The organism is Exiguobacterium sp. s132, assembly GCF_018617235.1.
Taxonomy (GTDB): Bacteria; Bacillota; Bacilli; order Exiguobacteriales; family Exiguobacteriaceae; genus Exiguobacterium; species Exiguobacterium profundum.
Window position 1 is genome coordinate 23454 of sequence record NZ_JACSJU010000004.1, and the last position, 22308, is coordinate 45761.

At 44.8% G+C, this 22308-nt stretch carries 24 protein-coding genes; 9 read left to right on the forward strand and 15 right to left on the reverse strand.

The features are described 5' to 3' along the window. Positions 1-144: 144 nt before the first annotated feature. The 7 genes from KNO78_RS13545 to tnpB all read right to left on the reverse strand — a co-directional run bounded on the left by KNO78_RS13545 (position 145) and on the right by tnpB (position 9343). Complete coding sequence (locus tag KNO78_RS13545; RefSeq protein WP_159563467.1) at positions 145-2175, reverse strand: BglG family transcription antiterminator; 2031 nt, start codon at positions 2173-2175, stop codon at positions 145-147. Continuing rightward, a complete protein-coding gene (locus KNO78_RS13550; protein WP_214691512.1) occupies positions 2165-2434 on the reverse strand; it encodes a PTS sugar transporter subunit IIB in 270 nt (89 codons plus the stop codon). Before KNO78_RS13550 ends, KNO78_RS13545 begins: the two co-directional genes overlap by 11 nt. Before the next feature lie 174 nt (positions 2435-2608). Then, complete coding sequence (locus KNO78_RS13555; protein WP_214691513.1) at positions 2609-3292, reverse strand: MAE_28990/MAE_18760 family HEPN-like nuclease; 684 nt, start codon at positions 3290-3292, stop codon at positions 2609-2611. Then, positions 3282-4412 carry a DUF262 domain-containing protein gene (locus KNO78_RS13560; protein ID WP_214691514.1) on the reverse strand — a complete coding sequence of 377 codons (1131 nt, stop codon included), beginning with the start codon at positions 4410-4412 and terminating at the stop codon, positions 3282-3284. Before KNO78_RS13560 ends, KNO78_RS13555 begins: the two co-directional genes overlap by 11 nt. 28 nt (positions 4413-4440) lie before the next feature. Continuing rightward, positions 4441-5856 (reverse strand): Eco57I restriction-modification methylase domain-containing protein, encoded by a 1416-nt coding sequence (locus KNO78_RS13565; protein ID WP_214691515.1) that lies wholly within the window; start codon positions 5854-5856, stop codon positions 4441-4443. 87 nt (positions 5857-5943) lie between these two features. Continuing rightward, positions 5944-7740 (reverse strand): glutamine--fructose-6-phosphate transaminase (isomerizing), encoded by a 1797-nt coding sequence (glmS, locus tag KNO78_RS13570; RefSeq protein ID WP_214814644.1) that lies wholly within the window; start codon positions 7738-7740, stop codon positions 5944-5946. Between the two features lie 514 nt (positions 7741-8254). Then, positions 8255-9343, reverse strand: a complete 1089-nt coding sequence (gene tnpB / locus KNO78_RS13575; RefSeq protein WP_214691516.1) for an IS200/IS605 family element RNA-guided endonuclease TnpB — start codon at positions 9341-9343, stop codon at positions 8255-8257. Between the two features lie 230 nt (positions 9344-9573). On the opposite strand from tnpB, the gene KNO78_RS13580 reads away from it, so the two are divergent. Continuing rightward, complete coding sequence (locus tag KNO78_RS13580) at positions 9574-9909, forward strand: hypothetical protein (protein ID WP_031424632.1); 336 nt, start codon at positions 9574-9576, stop codon at positions 9907-9909. A gap of 14 nt (positions 9910-9923) precedes the next feature. Here KNO78_RS13580 and KNO78_RS13585 read toward each other — a convergent pair whose 3' ends face one another. The 6 genes from KNO78_RS13585 to KNO78_RS13610 are packed head-to-tail and all read right to left on the reverse strand — an operon-like array spanning position 9924 to position 12653. Continuing rightward, on the reverse strand, positions 9924-10394 hold the full coding sequence (locus KNO78_RS13585; protein ID WP_214691517.1) for a hypothetical protein: 471 nt from the start codon (positions 10392-10394) through the stop codon (positions 9924-9926). Further along, entirely contained in the window at positions 10381-10899 is a 519-nt protein-coding gene (locus tag KNO78_RS13590; protein WP_214691518.1) for a hypothetical protein, read from the reverse strand. Before KNO78_RS13590 ends, KNO78_RS13585 begins: the two co-directional genes overlap by 14 nt. Further along, a complete protein-coding gene (locus KNO78_RS13595; protein WP_214691519.1) occupies positions 10878-11348 on the reverse strand; it encodes a hypothetical protein in 471 nt (156 codons plus the stop codon). The genes KNO78_RS13590 and KNO78_RS13595 overlap by 22 nt, the downstream gene beginning before the upstream one ends. After that, entirely contained in the window at positions 11332-11781 is a 450-nt protein-coding gene (locus tag KNO78_RS13600; RefSeq protein ID WP_214691520.1) for a hypothetical protein, read from the reverse strand. Before KNO78_RS13600 ends, KNO78_RS13595 begins: the two co-directional genes overlap by 17 nt. Next, the gene (locus KNO78_RS13605) at positions 11782-12210 is read right to left on the reverse strand and encodes a hypothetical protein (RefSeq protein ID WP_214691521.1); all 429 of its coding nucleotides are present in this window, start codon (positions 12208-12210) and stop codon (positions 11782-11784) included. Then, the gene (locus tag KNO78_RS13610; protein WP_214691522.1) at positions 12207-12653 is read right to left on the reverse strand and encodes a hypothetical protein; all 447 of its coding nucleotides are present in this window, start codon (positions 12651-12653) and stop codon (positions 12207-12209) included. The genes KNO78_RS13605 and KNO78_RS13610 overlap by 4 nt, the downstream gene beginning before the upstream one ends. 205 nt (positions 12654-12858) lie before the next feature. On the opposite strand from KNO78_RS13610, the gene KNO78_RS13615 reads away from it, so the two are divergent. The 8 genes from KNO78_RS13615 (at position 12859) to KNO78_RS13650 (ending at position 19153) form a co-directional block, all read left to right on the forward strand. Next, positions 12859-13569 (forward strand): GntR family transcriptional regulator, encoded by a 711-nt coding sequence (locus KNO78_RS13615; RefSeq protein WP_074034729.1) that lies wholly within the window; start codon positions 12859-12861, stop codon positions 13567-13569. 153 nt (positions 13570-13722) lie between these two features. Further along, positions 13723-14070, forward strand: coding sequence for a PTS lactose/cellobiose transporter subunit IIA (locus KNO78_RS13620; protein WP_031424619.1), 348 nt, complete (start codon positions 13723-13725; stop codon positions 14068-14070). Then, entirely contained in the window at positions 14067-14375 is a 309-nt protein-coding gene (locus tag KNO78_RS13625; RefSeq protein WP_015880671.1) for a PTS sugar transporter subunit IIB, read from the forward strand. Before KNO78_RS13620 ends, KNO78_RS13625 begins: the two co-directional genes overlap by 4 nt. Positions 14376-14390: 15 nt before the next feature. Next, the gene (locus tag KNO78_RS13630) at positions 14391-15797 is read left to right on the forward strand and encodes a GH1 family beta-glucosidase (RefSeq protein WP_031424618.1); all 1407 of its coding nucleotides are present in this window, start codon (positions 14391-14393) and stop codon (positions 15795-15797) included. Between the two features lie 12 nt (positions 15798-15809). After that, positions 15810-17138, forward strand: coding sequence for a PTS sugar transporter subunit IIC (locus KNO78_RS13635; protein ID WP_196431431.1), 1329 nt, complete (start codon positions 15810-15812; stop codon positions 17136-17138). 74 nt (positions 17139-17212) lie between these two features. Continuing rightward, positions 17213-17539: a hypothetical protein gene (locus KNO78_RS13640; RefSeq protein WP_214691523.1), complete on the forward strand. Its 327-nt coding sequence runs from the start codon at positions 17213-17215 to the stop codon at positions 17537-17539. Continuing rightward, positions 17536-18114, forward strand: a complete 579-nt coding sequence (locus tag KNO78_RS13645) for a hypothetical protein (protein ID WP_214691524.1) — start codon at positions 17536-17538, stop codon at positions 18112-18114. The genes KNO78_RS13640 and KNO78_RS13645 overlap by 4 nt, the downstream gene beginning before the upstream one ends. 76 nt (positions 18115-18190) lie before the next feature. After that, positions 18191-19153 (forward strand): quinone oxidoreductase family protein, encoded by a 963-nt coding sequence (locus KNO78_RS13650; protein WP_214691525.1) that lies wholly within the window; start codon positions 18191-18193, stop codon positions 19151-19153. 52 nt (positions 19154-19205) lie between these two features. Here the strand turns inward: KNO78_RS13650 and KNO78_RS13655 are convergent, their stop codons facing one another. Both KNO78_RS13655 and KNO78_RS15655 read right to left on the reverse strand, forming a co-directional pair. Beyond that, complete coding sequence (locus KNO78_RS13655; RefSeq protein ID WP_214691526.1) at positions 19206-22154, reverse strand: DEAD/DEAH box helicase; 2949 nt, start codon at positions 22152-22154, stop codon at positions 19206-19208. Further along, positions 22147-22281 (reverse strand): hypothetical protein, encoded by a 135-nt coding sequence (locus KNO78_RS15655; protein WP_256443675.1) that lies wholly within the window; start codon positions 22279-22281, stop codon positions 22147-22149. Before KNO78_RS15655 ends, KNO78_RS13655 begins: the two co-directional genes overlap by 8 nt. Between the last annotated feature and the right edge of the window lie 27 nt (positions 22282-22308).

The window sequence follows — 22308 nt, forward strand, 5'->3', positions numbered from 1 at the left end:
ATGTGAAAGGTTGAATGTGTAGTGTAGCTAACCGGTTTGTGCTCTACACCTGTATTGTATGCCTGGAGTAAGCGCTTACTCAATTCAATCCAGTTCACACTTTGGCAACATTTTGTGCCAAACAAAAAAATGACCATGGTTCGGTCATTTTTCGTACAATGTTTCATGAATCATTTTCTTCATGCATTCGTGCAGGAGTAAACGAAGATCTTCTTTCGTTCCCGTGCTATAAAGACGCATATGCTCCTCACTCTCAATGAGCGACCCGCTGATCGCACTTAGGAACTGAAGCTCGACGTCACGTGCTTCTTCCGGTGCAAGCAAGACAAGGAGACGTGTCACGGGTTCGGTCGACTGATCCATCATGAGGAGTGGGATCGATGTCGTTAAATCAAACGCAAACACACTCGCCTTCTCAATCGAGGCATGTCGTCCGTGGAATAACGCCAGTTTCGTACCCGGCACACCAAGGCCCGCGACCTCGTGACGACGAAGCAGTTGGGCAGAGAGCTGAATCCCGCTTTGTACGAGGTCACGTTCTTCTAAATGTGTACCGATATCAAGCAAGATATCTTCTAAACGGTCCGTATTATTGAGCGTGACCAAATCGAACTGGTCATCCATCCGCTCGAACGTCTCGACCAATTCCCCGAGTTCTGCGAAATCAAGCATCGTTGACCGCGGCTTCGTTGCGAGTGTCTGAAAGGATTGCGGTAATGACAGTAAGAGATGGCGGACGCGTTGCACTTCTTCACTCGTCAAAAGCGGGTTGACGATTAACGTTGGTACCGATAGCGGTGGTAACGGTACCGTCGACAAGATGACATCATATTCTTCCAATCGGTGCTGTTCGAGTCCGAAAAGTGATGAGTTGACGACGTCTTGCATCTCTGGGAACTCTTGGCGTACCCGATTGACGAGCATCTTCGACGAACCGAGTCCGGCCGAACAGATGACGAGCGCCCGATATTCGCGGCGGCGCACCGGTTTGACGAGTGCTGCCGCAAAGTGCATCGCCCAAAAAACCGTTTCTTCTTCGGAGAACGTATTCGTCCCAAAGACGATGTCGGCGGCCTGTTGAATCGCCGAACGAAGTCCCGGATAGTCGCGGTCGATGTGGGGCTTGACCGTACTCGTCTCTGGTAGCGCCTGCGTATTCATACTCGAGAGGATGTGAGCAAGCAGTCCTCGTTCGAGAGCCGCGTCATCCGTAAAGGTGAACCCGTAGATGAGCGAGACGTGATGAATCAGTTTATGCACCCGAATCTGCATGATCCAGCGTTCTTCCTCGTCTTCTTTCATTTGATCTTTAATTGAGCGCAGACGATTCGCCTCTTCCGCGAACCAGACGCGTTCCGCCATCGAGTAAGTGATACCGAGAGCCGCTTCCATATCGGTGGCGACTTTCAGATAGTCCTCGGACCGTCCTTTCGTATACATCTCTAAAAAGAATCCAGACGCTAACCGCTCTTGTTGCACGCCGTAAGCGAACGTGACTCGCATGATGGTGCGGTCGTCCATCCGCTCAAACGAACGGGATTTCAAATAATCATAACCGTCTCGAAGACCTTCAAGCATCTCCTCGCATGGTACCGTCTTCAAAAAAGCAGGAATGTAGTCGTCTTCTCCACGGACGAAGCGATAAAATGCGAGCGTGTCCCAGTGGGCAAGCAGAGCGTTGATGAGTAGCTTACGCTTCTCGGACTCATAACCGAGCACTCTAGCCCCAACACCTTTTTTCCGTTCAACTTCTAAATGATACTCTTCGAACCATCTGTCCAATTTCTCTAAGTCTTGCGTCAACGTGCTCGGCGAAACGTGCATCTGTTTAGCGACCGCCTGCAATTTGAGTGTATCGTTCTCAAACAAGAGACGCCACGCCAGTTCAAATAAGCGGTCCTCGCTCGTGGGGATCGCTTCTGCAGATAAGATGAGATCTTCTCGTAACTGTTGTTTCGCAGCTGGTTTGCCAACCAGGCTCAGTCCATGACCGCGTTGCCAAGCGAGTTCAAGTTCGAACTCTTTTAAGATGCCTTCAAGTAATTGTCGTTCTCGTTGAATCGTGCGCTCAGACAAATTCACCGCCTGCGCGATTTCGGCGAGCGGTGTCGATGTCTCAGTTGCCAATAAGTGTAGTAAAATCGACCGCTCTCGCGCGGTCCACTCATGTCTCATGCTCATCCATCCATTCTTCGACAAGTAGTCGGTATTCCTCGAGCGACAGGAGTTGTCGGACTGACCGGACACGTGCGGTTGGATGGGTGATCGGGGTCGCCCCTTCCTGATAGAGAATCAAATCCACCTCATTCGGGATGTTTTGAATCGTTCCGTGCGTGATCTTACAAGACAAGCGCCCCTCGCTTGCCTGTGCGAACAACTTCGCCGCCATCGCACTTGTCACAAACCCGCTATGGCAAGCAATGTATACGTTCATGTCAGCCCTTCTTTCATCGCTTATCTTTATCTAATCATAAGTTGGGACCGCTTACTTCTCCTACTATTTTGCTTGTTGGCAAAGATATCGGCAAGCAGTAAAAAGCACCTCTTTACTTAATTCAAGAGGTGCTAGTAAATTTGATTTTAATTTTTTTACAATTACTTACATCCTTTATACTTCTTCCTCTATGTTTATATAATTCTCTCTATAGCTTGCGGTTAATATATGCTCTTTTAAAGAGTCAATAAATTCAACCACAAATTGCTTTATTTCCTCAAACTCCCTAATAGTAACCTTTCTATTTTCTCCATGTGCTATCGCATTTCTTAATCCGAGTACTTCTCGATCAATGAATTCTCTTTTCGTATGAATCCCATTTTGATCCTCATCTGAAATGAAATAAAACTCTTCAGCTTCTAAACCCAATAAAAATAATAAATCTTCTAGAACTTCAAACTTTAAATTTCCTTCTGTGACAACTATGTTTTTAGCATCTTCGTTTACTTGAAAAATTTCGCTATCATTAAGCAAAACATCTTTAATCAAGCTATTAAATACTTTCTTTCTGTTTGCATTTTGGATGTCAATAATTCTCTTTGTATAGTAGAGTGTTTTAAGATGTTGCTTCATTAAGTTTACAGGAACTTTTTTGCTATTCAAATACTTTATAAATGACTTTATAGCTTCTTTTGAAAAACCTTCAAAATGCGCATACAGTATTACTATAGCTGCTCTTAGCAACGCATTTTGAATATCTCCTTCCGAACTTTGAATTTGAATACTTAAGTTGCTTATCTCTTTTTTTCGATGACTCGCATTTCTATCTAATACTTTTTGTAGTTGTTCATTGTCCATTAAAATATTCCCTACTATAAGAAATAAGTTCTTTAGTTCTGAGCACAGGTCTATGTTGGTCTTTTTTAATTAGGAATTGATCGTCCCTAGATAAATTTTTAATTTTATTTAATAGCCACTCTCTCCTATCATCGCTATTATCTTCATCTAAAGGCGAATTTATTACGCTTTGTGCTAAACCAGGTACTATCATTTCAAAATGAGCCAATGATACAGCTCTTACAAAATTTTCTTTAGATAAATCATATTTTTTAAAACTATTTTCACCTAATACTTCGTCCAATAATTTAAACACTTGGTCAAATATAACAGTCTCTCTCTCTAAATTTAAATCACTCTTTAAAATTTGATGCATTTTTTCAGTCAAAAATGGACCGACATCCTCATTCCCTCTTATTTCTTGCGGATCTAAGAAACGATATATCAAAAATCTTAGAAGATACTCCATATCCTCTTTCTCACTCATTTGCTTTTGACTCAAAGGAAGACAATTTTGGAAATGAGCATTTTTACGTAAGCTTTCAAACCAAGTAAAAAACTCTTTGTTTTCCATAACCATTAGGCTATTTCTGATTTCTTGATGCGATAACGTCGCTCCACCTGTGTTCAACCTCTGAAACAGCTCATACTGCGCATCAACATCACTAGTGTATTGAATAATTTTGACATCCATTCTCGAGCGTTTGAAAAACAATTTCAAATTAGTAGATATCTTGTCTGATTCGAGGTCAAGGTCTCCTCTTTCCCACTTTTTACCTTTTAGTGATGGTAAGAATCTCGTTTCTTGTAACTCCAAGTCCTCCACCTTATATTCCTCATCATCCTTCACTTCTAGAATGCCCATAAATTGAAAAATTGTTGATAGTCTTTGTAACCCATCTATAACAGTCCAGATACCATCTTCTTTTTGAAAAATAAATATTGGTGGGATCGGTATACCTAACAGAATTGACTCGATAAACGCTGTTTTCTGAGTATTGCTCCATCGGAAGAATCTTTGATATTCAGGTTGGAGTTCTAATTCTCCCTCAACATACATATTTGCTAATTCACCAATTGACATCGTGTAAGAATCAGTATAAATTTCTTTAGATTTGGCTTTTACTTCAGCATCTAACAAAGATATCCCTCCATATCGTATTGAAAATTCAAATAAACTCATGCAAAGGAAAATTATTAATGTCTTTTGCAGTAATTCGTATAGAATTTGGCGTAGTTCTCGTCCCTACTTGTTTTATATAATCCATAAAATATGAGCTAGTAAGAACTTCCTCTGCAAATTTTAAATCGGTCTCACCGATTGCAGTAATATAAATTCCCGAATAAGCAATTGTCTCGTTATCCAAATAGTAGACGTTCACTTTATTGGTAACTATAGTGGAAATTAATAATTTTGATTTATTTTGATTTTTTATCGCTTGAGTTCTACCGTACTCAAACCAATTAACTCCACTACTAACCCTTCTGTTTTCTAAATCTTTTAAAAATTTTTTTAAATGTTTTGAAACATTAGGGAATTTATCTTGAAACTCAACTTCACCGTATCTAAACAAGCATTTGTTTTCAATTTTGTAGGGGAAAATAATGTATTCTTCTCTATTTAGTGAAATTGATTTAGGGCTTGCGGCTTTTCGTACAATTTCTTTTTCTAATTCCATTCCTTGATAAAAGATTTTGTTTTGTTCAAATTCAACATTTCTAAGAATAAACGCTTTATTGTAAAGGGTCGCTACAGGCATTGAAGCCAAAAATAAATCACTAAATATCTTCATTTTTTCGTCTCTAATGAAATTCTCGTCAAATACCCATTTATCGAGTCCTAATTGATTTTTATTTATACATTTTTTTAAACCTTCATTATGAATTTGATATTCTAATGCAGGAGAACATTTATTTTTAACCACATTTATAATGCATGACGTAACTAACGCATTTTCAAAAATCAATTCATTATTATAAAAATATACTTTATCTATGTCCTTGTTCAAAATTTCTCTCAATTTAAATCCATAAACGTTTTTAAAAACATTATTGGGAATTAAATATACAAGATTACCTTTATCACTCAGAGAATTCACAGCATTTTCTGTAAAAGCATAGTAATAATCAAAATTACCTAGTTTACAAGACTCATAATTTTTTCTTAACCATATTCTTTTGTCAATAGGTAGTTCATGATATTTAATGTAAGGAGGATTGCCAAATATAAAATCAAACTTCACTTCCCAATCAATAGTCAAAGAATCCTTATTTTCAAGTTGCCAATTTACGTTTTCAATGCCATATTTCTTAGTTAAATGATTCAATCTCTCTATACATTTTTCATACAGAAATGTATCTATTTCTGCTCCGTATATATCATTCTCTAGTCCATACTGAATTTCAGAAAGTGATATTCCCTCTTCAATACCATTTTCAATATAGCGCGTTATTACTGGGATCAAAATGTTTCCAATCCCAAAAGAATCTTCTAACACTTTCTTTCCAAACAGATTTTTATTATAGTCAGCGATTTCCAACATTTTCTCAACAACGTTCAATGGTGTAAAAACTTGTTCTTTCAATTAATTTTACTTACCTTTCAGATTTAAATTTAAAATAGAGACAGGTAAGGCTTTAAATACCTTACCTGTCTCTATTTTAAATGTTTATTATTCAACTGTCACCGACTTCGCCAAGTTCCGTGGCTTGTCGACGTCACAGCCACGGGCGAGCGCCGCATAATATGCCATCAACTGAACCGGTAAGACGTTGATGAGCGGTGCCAAGAGTGGCTCGACGTGCGGCAAGATGAAGTCATCATTCTCATGTTCGACTCCTTGCATCGAAATGATACAGGCGTTCGCACCACGGGCGACGACTTCTTTGACGTTCCCACGAATATTCAAGTTCGTCTTCGGTTGTGAGATGAGCGCGATGACCGGTGTCCCGTCTTCAATCAAGGCGATCGATCCGTGCTTCAGTTCCCCACCTGGGTACCCTTCCGCTTGGATATACGAAATCTCTTTTACTTTGAGCGCTCCTTCGAGACAGACAGAAGCGTCAAGCCCACGACCGATGAAGAACGTGTTCGGTGTCGTTTTCAAATAACGTTCCGCAAGGTCTTCGAACAACTCTTTTTGCGCCATGATCGAGTCCATGATGGTCGCAACTCGGGCAAGCTCCGGCATGAGATCAAACGGCAATTCTTTCCCTGTCGCACGAGCGATGTCATACGCGAGAATCGCGAGGACGGCGATTTGCGCCGTGTACGCTTTCGTCGAGGCGACCGCGATCTCTGGTCCTGCATGGAGGAGCATCGTCTCATTCGCTTCGCGTGAGAGCGTCGATCCCGGTACATTCGTCATGGTGAGCGCTTTGTATCCGCGTTTCTTCACTTCGACGAGGACGGCACGGCTGTCCGCTGTCTCACCGGATTGTGATAAGAAGACGAACAACGGACGTTCACTTAAGAGCGGCATGTTGTAGCCGAATTCAGAAGAAACGTGCACTTCTGTCGGAATGCCAGCGATGCGCTCCAAAATGTCTTTTCCGACGAGTCCCGCGTTATAGCTCGTCCCACATGCGACGATATAGATCCGGTCCGCTTCTGACACGAGCTCACGCACGCCTTCCGTGAGTTCGATGTCGCCGTTCTCATTCTGGTAGTGCTGGATGATGTTACGGATGACGGCTGGCTGTTCGTCCATCTCTTTCAACATGTAGTGCGCGTACGTGCCCTTCTCGATGTCTGACGCATCGATTTCGGCCGTGTATGGTGCACGCTCGAGTACTTCGCCGTCGAGCGTCTTGATCGTCGCCGCCTCACGTGTGAGGATGACGATCTCACCATCGTGGAGCTCGAGGTACTGGTCTGTCACCTGGAGCATCGCCATCGCGTCTGATGCGACGACGTTGAACGTGCCGTCGCCAAGTCCGACGAGGAGCGGTGACTTGTTCTTGCCGATATAGAGGCGCTCTTTGTCCTCTGAGTCGATCATCGCGATCGCGTACGAACCGTGGAGGTCCGAAAGCGTCTTACGGAACGCCGCCTCGACATCGCCGAGCTCGACGAAGTGCTTCTCCATGAGCTGGACGATGACTTCTGTGTCCGTCTCTGAAAGGAACGGGACGTCGAGCGTGGCTTTCAATTGTTCATCGTTCTCGATTACGCCGTTATGGACGAGCGTGAAGCGTCCAGTCGTGCTTTGGTGCGGGTGGGCGTTCGGCACGCTCGGTACCCCGTGTGTCGCCCAACGCGTATGACCGATTCCGATCGTCCCTTCAGCATCAGCCGGTACGATGTCACGGAGTGCTTGAATCCGTCCCACTTCTTTGAACGTACGAACGTTTTCACCCACTAAGGCAATTCCTGCTGAATCATAGCCACGATACTCGAGCTTTTCAAGCCCTTTCAATAAAATCTCTTTCGTTCCAACTTGTCCGATCATCCCTACGATTCCACACATACAAAACTCTCCTCTTCGCTTCGATTTCTCGAAAAAGGAAACGGGCTTTTTTGAGTGATGTCATCAAGTCTCGTTTTGTCCGCCCGGTCACCCGAACGTTTTATCAAGACTCTCTCAGTCGTGACACGCGACTGGAAGGCATCCGCCGAAATCTCGATCACCTTCGTCCTCGTCAACTCCGCAGAGTTCTGGCGCTTCCACTTCATATCTAGCCGTTTCTCCAGATACGCTTTCATGCTATCGAGTACAAGGCGTGTTGGATAGAGAAATTGTTAAAGTAGTCGCTAAATACTTTTTTACCGTTCATGTAAAAGTCACCACTTTCACTAAAAAGCCATCAATCCATCAGGTTTTCGAGTAGGGGGAGAACGGGCATGATACAAGTAACGATATGTGAACTACTCGCCACTTATTTGCTTCACAAATTGAAGGGGGAGCTTCTTGGGAAGACCGTGCTCTCACCAGCCACGGTTATGGACCAAGCTCGTCGGGCAGTCCCTGCCCTGAATGGTTGTCAGTCGGCCAACATCAACAGGTTGATGCTCGCGTTGATGTCACGGTCATGATGTGCGCCACAAACACACGTCCATTCACGGACATCCACCGTCTTCTTCTGACCTTTCTCGCCACAAGAAGAACAGATTTGCGTCGATGCGAACCATTGATCCGCCTTGATGAGCGTCCGTCCGTAGAAGTTTGATTTGTACTCGAGTTGACGGACGAACTCATACCAACTGACATCTGCAATCGATTTGGCGACCTTGTGGTTTTGCATCATATGCTTCGACTTCAATGTCTCCACGACGATGACTTGGTTCTCGTCAACGATCCGTCTCGACAGCTTGTGAAGGAAGTCCTTGCGTTGGTTGGCGATCTTTTCGTGTTTCTTAGCCAAAAGTAATTTGGCTTTTTCACGATTCTTGCTCCCGATTTTCTTGCGTGACAGCGCGCATTGCGCCTTCTTGACCTTCGCTTCGGATTGTCGGAGAAAGCGAGGGTTGTCAATCTTCTCGGAGACCATCGCGTCGTTCGTCATGACGGCGAAGTGTTCCAGGCCAAGATCAATCCCGACCTTATTCTTGGCTGGAATCCATGGTGCATCGTCCTGTTCGACGAGGATGGAGACGAAGAACTTGCCTGTCTTGGTCATCGACACCGTCGCCGACCGGATGACGCCCTCGAACGGACGATGTTGTGTGAACCGCACGAACCCGACCTTCGGCAGCCGGACCTTGCCCGCCTCGATGCGGATCGTGCCATGCTGGTTGTTCGTCGTGTAGGAGGCGCGCGACCGCCGTCTCGATTTGAAGGTCGGGAAGCCGCCCGTCCCGGCGAAGAACTTCGCGAACGCGGTGTCGAGGTTCAGCTTCGCGTTCGCGAGTGCGAGGCTGTCCGCCTCGGCGAGGAACGGGAACAGGGGCTTGTAGGACGCGGGTGTCGCCGGTTTCCGTCTCGTCCCGGTCCCCGCTTTCGCCTCCTCGCGGATGGCGATCCGGTCCTCGAGCAGCTTGTTGTAGATGAACCGGGCGCAGCCGATCGTCTTGATGAGGAACTCGGCCTGTGCCGGCGTCGGGTGGAGCCTGTATTTATAGCCTTTCAGCATGTCCGTCCCTCCTCCCTTCCGAAGATCGTGATGTATCCTCCTCGTCCGATACCCGCGGAGGGGGAGGGAGAATCTGACGGAATCACGAACTTTTGTTCGTCACATCTGTCACAGGGGGAAAAGACGTTTGGACCGGGCGATTCATCTCCCACCTACGCTGGGCTTCGCCCCGAGACGCTTAGAGGAGGGAGAATTCTCGCCTACTTTTGTTAAAGATGGAGGGGAATGAGATGGCAAGTCTATTTTTAGTAATCGGAATCATATTATCTGTCACATCAAAATGGCTGCAATTAAGAGGTCAAAGTGATGTTGGTGACCTACTTGTTTTTCCAGCAGCTTTTTTCCTAGGACTCGCCCTTCTCTTTAGCCTTCCATTCTTTAAAGAATGGTGGGAAGATCCTGCATCGCGCCCAAAAGCTTATCGATTTGCGACATTTGCAACAGTCGGTGTACTTTCGTTTCAATTATTTGCTTGGCTCTTATTTGGTCAAGGTGAATGGCTAGGTTTTCTTTTCCTAATTCCTTTCCTAACCTGCCTCTACTTTGTTATTCGAACGGTCATATAAAATGGGAGAGACGCTCACGCGCTCCCCCATTTTTGTTCTTCTCTTAATTCACGTTCCGTGACATAGTTCTCATCGAGACGAACCATATATCGCTCGTACCATTTATGACCGATGACGGATATGACACCTCCAGTCACCATCAACCCAATAAAGTAAGGTGTCTCAATTTGTTTCGTTACCCATCCGAACATGAGGATGAGCAAAATCGGGAACGTCAAAAAATTAAAAATCGACATCAAGTGTATGTGACGTTTGGCGTCTCGATTGGTTAAATACTTCAATTGAATCGTTTCTTTCTTCCAAGATTTTTTAATCGCAAATAGACCCGCAAATTGACCAATCAAAAGAACAGTTCCTGCTGACACCCATCCTTTTTCAGTCGCCACAAACAGCACAATACAGATCATCCACGACAGAAAAGTGAAGACTCCATTCTTTTCAGTTTCCACTCTGACAAGCTCTCTCATCTGATCACGCTTGTTCACGACGTTGCTCCTTCTCGTATTCACGGACCTCACGAATTTCTTTTAAATCTTGATCCGTCAAATAGTTTTCATCGTAAGACTGAATGACGCGGTCGAACCGCTTCGCCAAGTATTCAATCCCGAAAAACGTCAGTTGCGAAAGGAGGAACATACGGAACGATTGTGTGCCCGTCGTTTCACTCGTGAAGTAAAAGAGTCCATAAATCCCGACACCCGTCAAAGCGAGCGTATGTGCCATCATTTTGAACGATAAGAGGTTTCGTGCCGTCTGATTCGTCACAAAGCGCAGCCACATCCGATATTGTATAAAAATACCCGTCAAGACTGCAGCGAGCACCGCATATAACGTTCCCGTAACAACGCCGTCCGAAAGTGTCCAATACGAGGCATAAATCAAAAAACTGACGACGAGTCCGATTCCGATGATGCCGACACCCCATTTCGTCAAGCGGTCTACTTTTAGAATCGTGTCGATTTGCGCTTTTACTTTTGGTGATGGTTCCATATGGCTCCCTCGCTTTCTAGTATCGCTTCATACGTTGGTAATCCTGACTGATGTGCATGGATTCGCTCTTCCCACTGCTTCTCTCGATACGATTTCGCTAACCCCCAAAGGGCGACGATCCCACCGGTCAGGATGAAGGCATCTTCGTTCACATACATCGGGATGAAGAGCACAAATAACGAAACAGCACTAATCCAACAGTCAACGAGTCGATATCGCAACACCCGAACGACGTTTTGATGTTCGGCAAAAGGGCGAATGACTCGATATTCCATATATCCTTTATAAGCCATACCAATGGATACGACCAACATGACCGGGATGACCCACGTCGCCTGTGTCCGTAACATGGTGATGAACGAAATGAGGAATATGACGAGTACCGGCCAGCCAAAGAACCGTTCGAATTGTTTGGCATGCGTTATCGTGAGTTCAAATTGACGGTCCATTTAGTACACTCCCTTCAATCACTTCCTCATACGTCGGTAATTCCGGATCGATTTGTTTAAGTTGCTTCGTGAACCACTTTTGCCGAATCGGACTGAGTACTCCCCATATCCCAAAAAAGAGACCGATCACGAGACCAAAATCTTCCGCTGTCAGAAGCGTCACCATGAGCGCCGTCAACAAAATCGCATCCACCCATTCGAATACGTATTGGAATATAAGCATTCGATGAGCTTTCGGATGTTTTGTCATTCGCCACATGATACGCATCTCTTGATAGCCCATCACGACGATGATCATAGAGACCGACGCCATGATGGGGATGAGCCACATTTTCTCTAATAAGAGAGCGATAATAATGGCCGTGACATAAAGAATCAAGATGGGTACGGCATAACGTCGCATTCGTCGCATCCACTTTACGTCTTGTGCCACCTATATCGCCTCCTTATCGAAATGTATATACTCCATATCTTGTTGTTTCGTTTGTTTGTTCACGTTCAACGTTAATAGCATTGCACTACCGATGAATACCGTGACACACACATACGCCACGTTTGATGTGAACAATAGTTGATGATTCAACGCGAGGAAAAAGGCAGCACTGTTGAACCCGTCCCGAACGAGTTGACGACGATACAATCCTTTCAGTTCTGGTTGAAACCTCAGACGCATTCGATAGCGCTTCACATATAAGATGTTCAGCGGAATGAGCGCACAGGCGATATATAGCACGCCCCACGTAAGGTCATCTGTTAATAAACTGATCGGTAACATCAGTACTACAAATGTTCCAAACAGGCCGAATATCCATTGGTCGAATAAACGCTTCCATGCTTTTTCTTTTGTCATGCATCTAATCATTGATTTCGTCGCTCCAAATCTAACTGATGTAACAGCGGAACACGTTCATTTAACCTCTTTTGAAACATCCGTGACATCTGATCGCTGACTGCTCCCCATACGAGCAATCCGATCGCTAACGTCAAACTGTCATATTGAAAGATTAGCAGAGCCGAAATCAAGGAGACGAGAACACCCGAACTGATCAAATCATACAGTAGGTTCCATTTTAGTAACTTCACGACATCTCGATCTTTCATATGCGTACGACGCATCCGATACTTCTTCACGTCTAATCCAATCATGGCCATTCCAATCAAGACGAACGGAATCGTCAACCAGACGTAACGTCCGAAAAAAGATAAAATAATGGCCGTCACAACAAACACCAATAATGTATAGCCGACCCGAAGGTGTGACTTGCGCCATGTTGTTTCTTCCGTATGCCAATGTACCTCAGTCAACTAGAGCACTTCCTTTCCTTCCTATGCATTACTCCTGTATACGTACTCTATGCCCTCATCGTTTCACATTTTCCGAATATTCTAGCATTGAATCGTTCGACTTTTTTCAACAATTGACGAACGAAACGTATCCGCTTACAAAGGTTATCTGCTATACTGTTACCAAATTCATTCCCACAAATTTTTTTGAAAGGTGTAGAACTGTATGTCTCCGAAGTACAAGCAAGTTGCGAGTCAGATTGAAGCGGACATCGTCAATCACGTCTACCAACATACGAATAAATTATTGACCGAGGATGAGTATGCCAACAAGTATGGCGTCAGCCGCAACACGGTCCGAAAAGCGATCGAGATCCTCGTCAACAAAGGGTACGTCTATCAAGTTCAAGGGAGCGGCGTCTTCGTCCGTGACCATTACAATAGTGATTACATCAATTTAGAAAAACTCCAAGGTCTCACAAGTGACTTCAGCGGTCGAAAAGTCGAGACACGCGTCTTACACTTCGAACAGACGGTGGCGAACGATGAGGTCGCCGAACGTATGAAGTGCCCGATCGGGACACCTGTCTACTTCGTGAAGCGGCTACGTCTCGTCGATGACCACCCGTTCTCGGTAGAGGATTCATACTTCCGAAAAGAGCTCGTCATCTACTTGGATGAGAACATCGTTCAAAAGTCGATCTACACGTATTTACGAAACGACCAAAAACTTGCCATCGGATTCGCCGACCGAGTCATTTACGCAGACTTTTTAGATTCAGAGTCCGCCGACCTGCTCGACCTGAACGAGAATGATCCAGCCTTGATCGTCGACAACACCGTCTATTTGACGAACGGACAAATCTTCGACGTCTCTCGTTCCATCCATCATTTTAAACATGTCAAAATGCTCAAAGTCTCGAACATCAAGTCCTAAACGCGCCCGAGAGATGCTTTTCTCGTGCGCATTTTTTATGCATTTTTTTCGAAAAGAAAGGGTTTACACGAAAACGCTTTCGTGCTACTATCAACGTGTAGAAAATATTTGTACCTATGAATTTTAGTTATCCATACAAAAAGGAGAGATATTATGGTTTCTGAAACAATCGAAATCTCACCGGAAGATATTTTCGGTCTCATCGCCCTCTCGGGTGACGCCAAAGCGAGCTACCATCAAGCGATGCTCCTCATGCAAGAAGGAAAGAAAGACGAAGCCGAAGCAGCAGTCGTTGCTGGTGACGCGACATTAAAAGAAGCACATGCGATTCAAACGAAATTCGTGACGCTCGAAGCACAAGGTAAATCGGCAACGGTCGGTGTCCTCATGGTGCATGCGCAAGATCACTTGATGAACACGATTCTCGTCAAAGAAATGCTTGGATATATGATGAATATGCAAAACGAAATCAACGAATTGAAAGGAATGGATCAAAAATGATTAAAATCGGACTCTTCTGTGCGGCAGGTATGTCAACAAGTATGTTAGTAGAAAAAATGAAAGCGGTTGCCTCTGAACGTGGCATCGAAGCTGAAATCGCAGCTTACCCAGAATCGGAGATGGAAACTTACGTTGACAACATCGACGTTGCACTTCTCGGACCACAAGTGAAGTACCTCCTTTCAAAAGGGAAGCAAATCTGCGAACCAAAAGGTGTTCCAATCGACGTCATCAACACAGTCGACTACGGCATGATGAACGGTGCGAAAGTATTAGACCACTCATTGAAACTTGTAAATAAATAAACTGAGGTGATGACTTTGAAAATGCCTAAAGATTTCTTGTTCGGCGCCGCTTCGGCCTCTTACCAGGTCGAAGGCGCATGGAACGAGGACGGGAAAGGTCTCTCGAACTGGGACGTCTTCTCGAAAATTCCTGGTAAGACATTTGAAAACACAAACGGCGACGTCGCAGTCGACCATTACCATCGTTATAAAGAAGACATCGCGCTCATGGCGGAGATGGGACTCGAATCGTATCGTTTCTCCATCTCATGGCCGCGTATCTTCCCGAACGGTACGGGTGAAGTGAACGAAAAAGGACTCGAGTTCTATAACAACTTGATCGACGAATGTTTGAAACATGACATCGTCCCATTCGTCACGCTCTACCATTGGGACCTCCCACAAGCACTTGAAGAAAAAGGCGGCTGGAAGAACAAAGAGACAGTTGACGCATTCGTCCGTTTCGCAGATACTTGCTTCCAATCGTTCGGTGACCGTGTCAACCACTGGATCACGTTCAACGAAGCGGTCATCTTCTGCTCACTTGGATACTTAACAGGCGCACACCCGCCAGGTATCGAAGGCGACGTCAAAGGCTATTTCCAAACGACACATAACGTCTTCGTCGCTCACGCCCGTGCCGTTGAGCTCTTCAAACAAAACGGTCACACTGGCGAAATCGGGATCACACACGTGTTCAACCCGGCGTTCAGTATCGATGATGCAGAGGAGAACAAGTTTGCCGAAATGCATGCGAACGCTTATGCGACACATTGGTTCTATGACCCGATCTTGAAAGGTGAATATCCAGAGTACGTCGTGAACGGTTTACATGAACAAGGTCTCCTTCCTGAAATGACAGAGGAAGAACTCGACGTCTTGAAACGTACCGCTCCGATGAACGACTTTATCGGTCTCAACTACTACAGCCCGCAGCGCGTCATGAAGAATGACTCGGCGCTCGTCATGGCCGGTGGACGTGAGAACTCGACAGGTCGTCCGGGTAACCCATCATTCGATGGCGTCTACAAGACGGTCAAGATGGATGACAAAGTGTACACGAAGTGGGATTGGGAAATCTCACCGGAAGCGTTCCTCGCTGGGATGCACATGCTGAAAGATCGTTACGGCGACGTCAAAATCTATATCACAGAGAACGGTCTCGGTGATGTCGACCCAATCGTCGACGGTGAGATCATGGACACGCCACGGATCGAGTACATCGAAGGACACCTTCGTGCAGTCAAACATGCTGTTCAACAAGGCATCAACGTTGCCGGTTACTATGCTTGGTCTGCAATCGACCTACTCAGCTGGTTGAACGGTTATAAGAAACAATACGGCTTCATCTATGTCGACCACAACAATGGTCTCGCACGGAAGAAGAAACAGTCGTTCCATTGGTATAAAGAGATCATCGCCACGCGCGCTGAAGACCTATAAGGAGGTTCCCCTATGAGCCGCTTAGAAAGAGTATTTGAAAAGTTCACCCCTGCTTTTGTTCGCTTCGCGAACGCCAAGCCCGTCCTTGCGATTAAGGACGGGTTCATCCTCACGATGCCGATGACGATCATCGGATCGTTGTTCCTTCTCATCCTGGCGTTACCGATTCCAGGTTGGGCTGACTTCATGTCAGGTCTATTTGGAGCAGACTGGTCACTCCCGCTCACGCAAGTCGTCGGTGCGACGTTTGACATCCTTGCTTTAATCGGTGTTTTTGGAATCGCTTACTCATACGTCAAGAACGAAAAGATTGAAGGCGTGCCAGCTGGTATCCTCGGAATCATCTCGTTCCTCATCATCACACAAGCTTCTGTCTTGTCTGAATCTGGGGAATTCGTCGGTGGCGTCATTCCAAAAGTATGGACAGGTGGACAAGGTGTCCTCGCTGCCATCATCGTCGGATTGACAGTCGGATTCATCTACTCGCAGTTCATCAAGCGCGGGATCAGCATTAAAATGCCAGACGGTGTTCCACCAGGCGTATCGAACTCATTCTCTGCACTTGTTCCTGGTTTAGCGATCATCTCGCTCGCCGTTGCGACGTTTGCGATTTTCCAAGCGGTTGCAGAACGTACGTTCACAGAAGTCATCTATGATGTGCTTCAAGCACCACTTCAAAACTTGACAGACACACTCGCTGGAGCCGTCATCATCATGGTGCTCATGTCAGTCATGTGGTGGTGTGGGATTCACGGTGCCGCAATCCTCATGGGAATCATGGGACCACTTCTCACAGCGAATGCACTTCAAAACCAAGCCATCCTCGATGCTGGTGGTACGCTCGTCGCTGGCGAGAACGCAAAAATCGTTACGATTCAATTCCTCGACGTGTTCACGAAACTCGGTGGATCAGGAATCACAATCGGCTTCATCATTGCCGTCTTAATCGTTGCACGCTCGGCACACTTGAAGCAGCTTGGGAAGTTGTCACTTGCACCAAGTATCTTCAACATCAATGAGCCGGTCATCTTCGGGATGCCAATCGTCTTCAACCCGATCATGTTCGTCCCATTCGTCGTCGTGCCAGCCATCGCTTCATTCATGGTCTACTTTGCCATCCTTTGGGGTTGGGTCGAGCCGTTCAACGCGCTTCAAGTACCATGGACGACACCTCCAGTCATCTCTGGATTCTTGATTGGCGGATGGCGCGCTGCCCTCTTACAGATTGCAACAATCGCCATGGCCGTTGCCGTCTACCTCCCGTTCGTTCGCATTCAAGACCGCGTTTCGTACGGTGAAGAATTGAAAGCACAAGAAGGCTCTGATCAAGCATCAGCCTGAAACAAAAACGACAGCCCTTCTCAATCATGAGGAGGGCTGTTATATTTAGGGAAAAGAGTAAAGGGGTTGGAAATTTGAAAGCATACTATCCTTCTATATTCGCCGTTATCGCTGGTCTGTCCGGATTACTCGGACTGTTGCTTCAATCGGTCTACCCCATCATGTTGTCTCCCGTCTTTTTACTCATTGCGGGATACTTTGTGTTACATGAGAAAAAGCAGAAAACAACCGTCCGAAATTATACACCGAGCTTTATGATCTTATCGAGTGCCTCCCTTGCATTCGGTCTTGGCTTCCAATCCATCATCCCGTACGCCATGCTCATCGGAGTCGTGATTCATACAGCCTGTCTCTTCTGTGCCATCATCGCACTCGGACGATATCGGGCACATGTCTCATGAAGTTTGTGACTGGACTCGGTTGGGGCTCGCTGATTCTAGCGCTCGCCCTCGCCCCGCTACTTGCCGTCGATTTGATTATCATCTATCTGCTTGAAGACACAGCGTTCCGAATCTTATCGACTCTCGCGATGCTCGGTTGTTTCTACCTATTGTCGACGATCCTAAGTTTGTTTGTTGATGGGTTAACGGGAGCGTTACGCTCGCTTGGTCATGCGAACGTACCGCGTCTAATCGACACCATTCTTCACGGAACAGTGAGCGGAATCAGTCTATACGTCGTACTGACACTCTTTCCGTCTATCGATTTATCGACGCTCACCGTCATGGCGATTGTATTCGTACACTTATTCGGTTCATCATTTTGGCTAAATCGTGAGAATTCGAAAGAAGACGTACCTCTTGAACTTGATTCAATCGATCAGCAGATCATCCACCTGTTACGAACCGAAACCATCGTGTCCTGCGTCGAACGCATCCAGCATGATTACCCGAATTTACCGAAACGGGACGTATTGAAACGAGTCAAACGCATCAGTCAATCCAACGAAGTCACCGAACCGTTTCATGGTCGGTGACTTTTGTGCGTCATCACAAGCGAATCGTAAGCCGTATGCTATAGTTTGAGTGAATCTAACGAAGGAAGTGATCAGCATGAAGGCACTCGTCTTTCATCAATTCGGTGGTCCGGATGTCTTAACATATGAAGAAGTCCCGACACCGATGCCACAAGTCGATGAAGTATTGGTCCGCACAAAAGCCATCGGATTGAATTATGCCGATGTGTATCGCCGGAAAGGCAACTATCATCTCGTCGGAGAACCGCCATACATTCTCGGATATGAAGGAGCCGGTGTCATCGAGGCGGTCGGGGCGAACGTCACATCGCTTCAAGTCGGGGACCGCATTGCCTTTGCCGATGTCCCGCACGCCAACACAGAATTTGTTGCCGTCCCGCTCGACAAAGCGATTCCTCTTCCAGATGCCATCTCATTCGAAACGGCTGCATCGACCATGCTTCAAGGATTGACGGCCCATTACCTCGTCCACGACAGCTATCGGATCCAATCCGGGGACGTCGCGATCGTACACGCTGCCGCTGGTGGTGTCGGTCAACTGTTGACGCAAATGATTCAACGTCTCGGTGGACAAGTCATCGGTCTCACATCCACAGTCGAAAAAGTGGCGACTGTCCAAGCGCATGGTGCCCGTGCTTATCGCTATGACGAAGCATGGGTCGAAGCGATTCGTAACGCTACAGACGGTCATGGGGCCGATGTCGTCTATGACTCGGTCGGTTCGACATTAGAGGATAGTTTCGAAGCGACTCGGATTGGCGGGACGGTCGTCTTCTACGGCATGGCCGGAGGTGACCCAACACCGGTAGACCCACGCATGCTCATGGATACGTCTAAGACGTTGACGGGTGGCGACTTATGGAACGTCCTCACCTCAAAAGAGGAACGGATTCGCCGGTCACACGAATTGTTCAGCTGGATCGAAGAGGGTTCACTCGTCATTCCACCACCCACGACGTTCGCTTTGTCCGATGGGGCATCGGCCCACGCCTTTTTAGAGAGTCGGAAGAGCCAGGGGAAAATCTTGTTACTTCCATAAATGAACGCCAGTCCGATTTTTCGGTGCTGGCGTTTTATGTGTCTTCTTTAATTTATACTTTCTGAGGATGGATGACTTTAGCATGTTTCGCTATTGTTGCGTAGTTTTTCATTGGTGATAACAAGCTATAGTCACCAATAATATGAAACTCTTTCTTTGCTCTCGTTACTGCAACGTTGATTAAATTCGGCTGTTTACATGACCATTCAGCGGATGATTTTGTATTTTTATCTGTCCCGACTACAAAATAGACGATATCCGCTTCCTTACCTTGGAACGTATGAACTGTGCCGACACTTTGTTTTATCCATTCAATCGAAAACCCTTTATTCTTCAGCATTTTCGTCAATTCTTCTTTTACCGCTGAAAAAGGTGTAATGACGTAATGATTGGGCACTTCACCCTTTTCATTCTTTTGGTTCAATAAGAGATGGACTAATAACTCTCCTTGCTCTTTTACAAACTGACGCTTCGTCACACTACCTTTACAGTCATACCATTTACAGTTATCAGTATTTATTGATGATTCGCTAGCTAACACCATTTTGTTTCCATATGCAATTTCATTCGCAATTGAAAACATTGGATTGCTACACCGTCGATGAACCCATAGCGGAATACCCATCCATGCAGTTTCGGTTGTGTTCATCCCTCTCGAATTCGCTTGATCCGCAAGTGATTGCACTGAAGCACTCATCCCGACATGTTCTTCGGACACACCATAGTACTTCCTTACATCACTCATAATGGTTTGATCAATCGTGACAACTGGCTCAACCTGCAACGGATCTCCTACAGCAAGAACCCGTTTAGATCTCCATATAGCGCCAGCAGCTTGTTGAGGAGTGGCTTGTCCAGCTTCGTCAATGAATAAATACTCGATAAAATCTTCACCTACACCCTCATACATGGCGCTAAAACTAGCGAATGTTGTACTAACCAAAGGGGTGATCAAATGTACCGTTTTCAATACTTCTTTTTTAACTTTTCTGTGCTCTGGATTACTTAAGTCTAAACCATTACGAAAGCGTAATAGACGCATCGCCGCATTAATTTTGTCTGCATTACAAACCAGTGCAAGTTTATGGAGTTTCATCGCTTTTAGAAACAGCAAGCCTCGATCATAATTCAACGAATCCGTTACCCACGGTGTATTGATTTGTCTACGTGCGTACGCCTCCTCATCATCATTCCAATACTGTTCATTTGGGATAATTAAACTCTCTGACGCATATTGCTTAATTAGTTGGTCATACTTCGCTAACTCTTCCTCTAGATTTTTCACTTCTTTTATGAGTTGATTCTTTTTATTTCTCACTTTAGTTGTTTCTGCTTCACGTTCCTTTAGAGCATCTAAAATATGGAATAACTCTTCCTTTAAGCTCATCTCGCGTTCATCTTTAGTCAAGAGACGTGAAATGAATGAGCGTTTCGGTAAAAGAGAAATTTGCTCGTCTACTATACCTCTTTTTTTAGATAACTCTTCCTTATCCTTATCCGCATCTTTCAATTGAGACTCATAATTTGTAATTGACTCTTTAAGGTTCATTAGTTTGTTCGTCATCACCGGAACTTTATTAGATTCTTCATATATTTTTTGAAGATGTAATTTCTTACTTTCGATTTGTCTGCTCAACTCATTAAACTCTTCAACAGCGCTATGCCACTCTTTTTCAACCTCACTCTTCTTGTATTGAAGAAGATGTGCAGACAATGTTTTTTTATCCTCGTCGAGTTTTTTATTCTCTTCCTCAGATGCAAACATATGCTGTGCAAATTTATCGATATTCTTTGATCTTCCGAGTGGGACTGAAAACAAGCCCCATGTATCAACTTTCTCCTTATTCGATATCAGCATTGATGATACATCTGGAAATAAGTCGAGTACTTTTGCTTCTTCAGCGTACTGCTGATCGAATTCAGAAGGGTTGTCACGAATCACTTCGTTCTTTTTCGGTAAATCCTTCGAAATGTTTTCTACAGCCCCGTTATTGCTTGATGCAACTACCATGCTAAAGGAGCTTATAGCCGGATTCAATTTCGTAATTGGATATGAATATCCTCCTAATTTAATTGATTCAACTGTGTCGTCAAACATTTTGTACGGACTTTCAAGTTTTGCTAGTTCCCTAGCTCGCTCGACCACAACATTTGCGAATATATCTTTTAATAAAGTGGTTTTTCCCGTTCCAGGTGGTCCATTTACGGAACTGACATCCTGATTCTCTACAAAAAACTGATTGACGGCTACTTGTTGCATGAGAGACAGACGATGCTTAACCGGTGATGGCCAACGTGCAGAAGGGAGATTCGTTGGTTGAAGCATACCTTCAATATATGTACGGTTTTCGTCGATATGTGTGCGTTGCTCAAAGTTCATACCCGAGATATACGTTAATAACGTTTGATTGATACTGTCTTCCGATAAAATCTTCTGTAAATCACCCATATAAAAGTTCGGTAATGGTTTTCGGTTTTCGTTACCATTTTTTGCTTTCTCAAAGAATACCAAGTTCAACTCACGGTAATTTTTTAACTTCTCTTCTTCCTCTCCACCTTCTTCGTTTTTAACTCTATAGAAATAACGAATATATTCGTCTTGAAGTTTTTTTACTGATGATTTAGTGATCCCGTTTAAAAGTATCTCTTGCGCCCTCAACTCTAAGGAGTCAAGAGCACTCTTGAACCTTTCTTCAAGATACCTATAATTGATTTGATCTTTCCCCTTTATTTCTTTCATAACGTACATTATAAATGGAACGACCAATGAATCTTTTATGTACTTTCCGGTTTGGTCAACCGAGAAAGAAAAACTATATGACTCCTGCCTCAGCTTATTCACTAACTCATCTTCTATATTAAAGAGCTTTCGTAAAGCCTCGACTAATTGATATTGTTTATAGCAATCACAATAGTAAATATAATAGTACGAAGCTTTTTTTAATTCGACTGATTGAAATAATTGTTTATCATCAGCCGATTCCACATCAAATTCACGCATTGTCATTTTTTTTTTGATTATCTTTAAATTTTTCTCCCTCTAATTCTTTATTATTCGGAAGATTGTGTGGGGATAACGCTTCTATTAAATGCCATGCCTCTAATACTGACTTCTCAGCTTCTTTCACTGTTTTTCCTCCTTAAAAATATATACA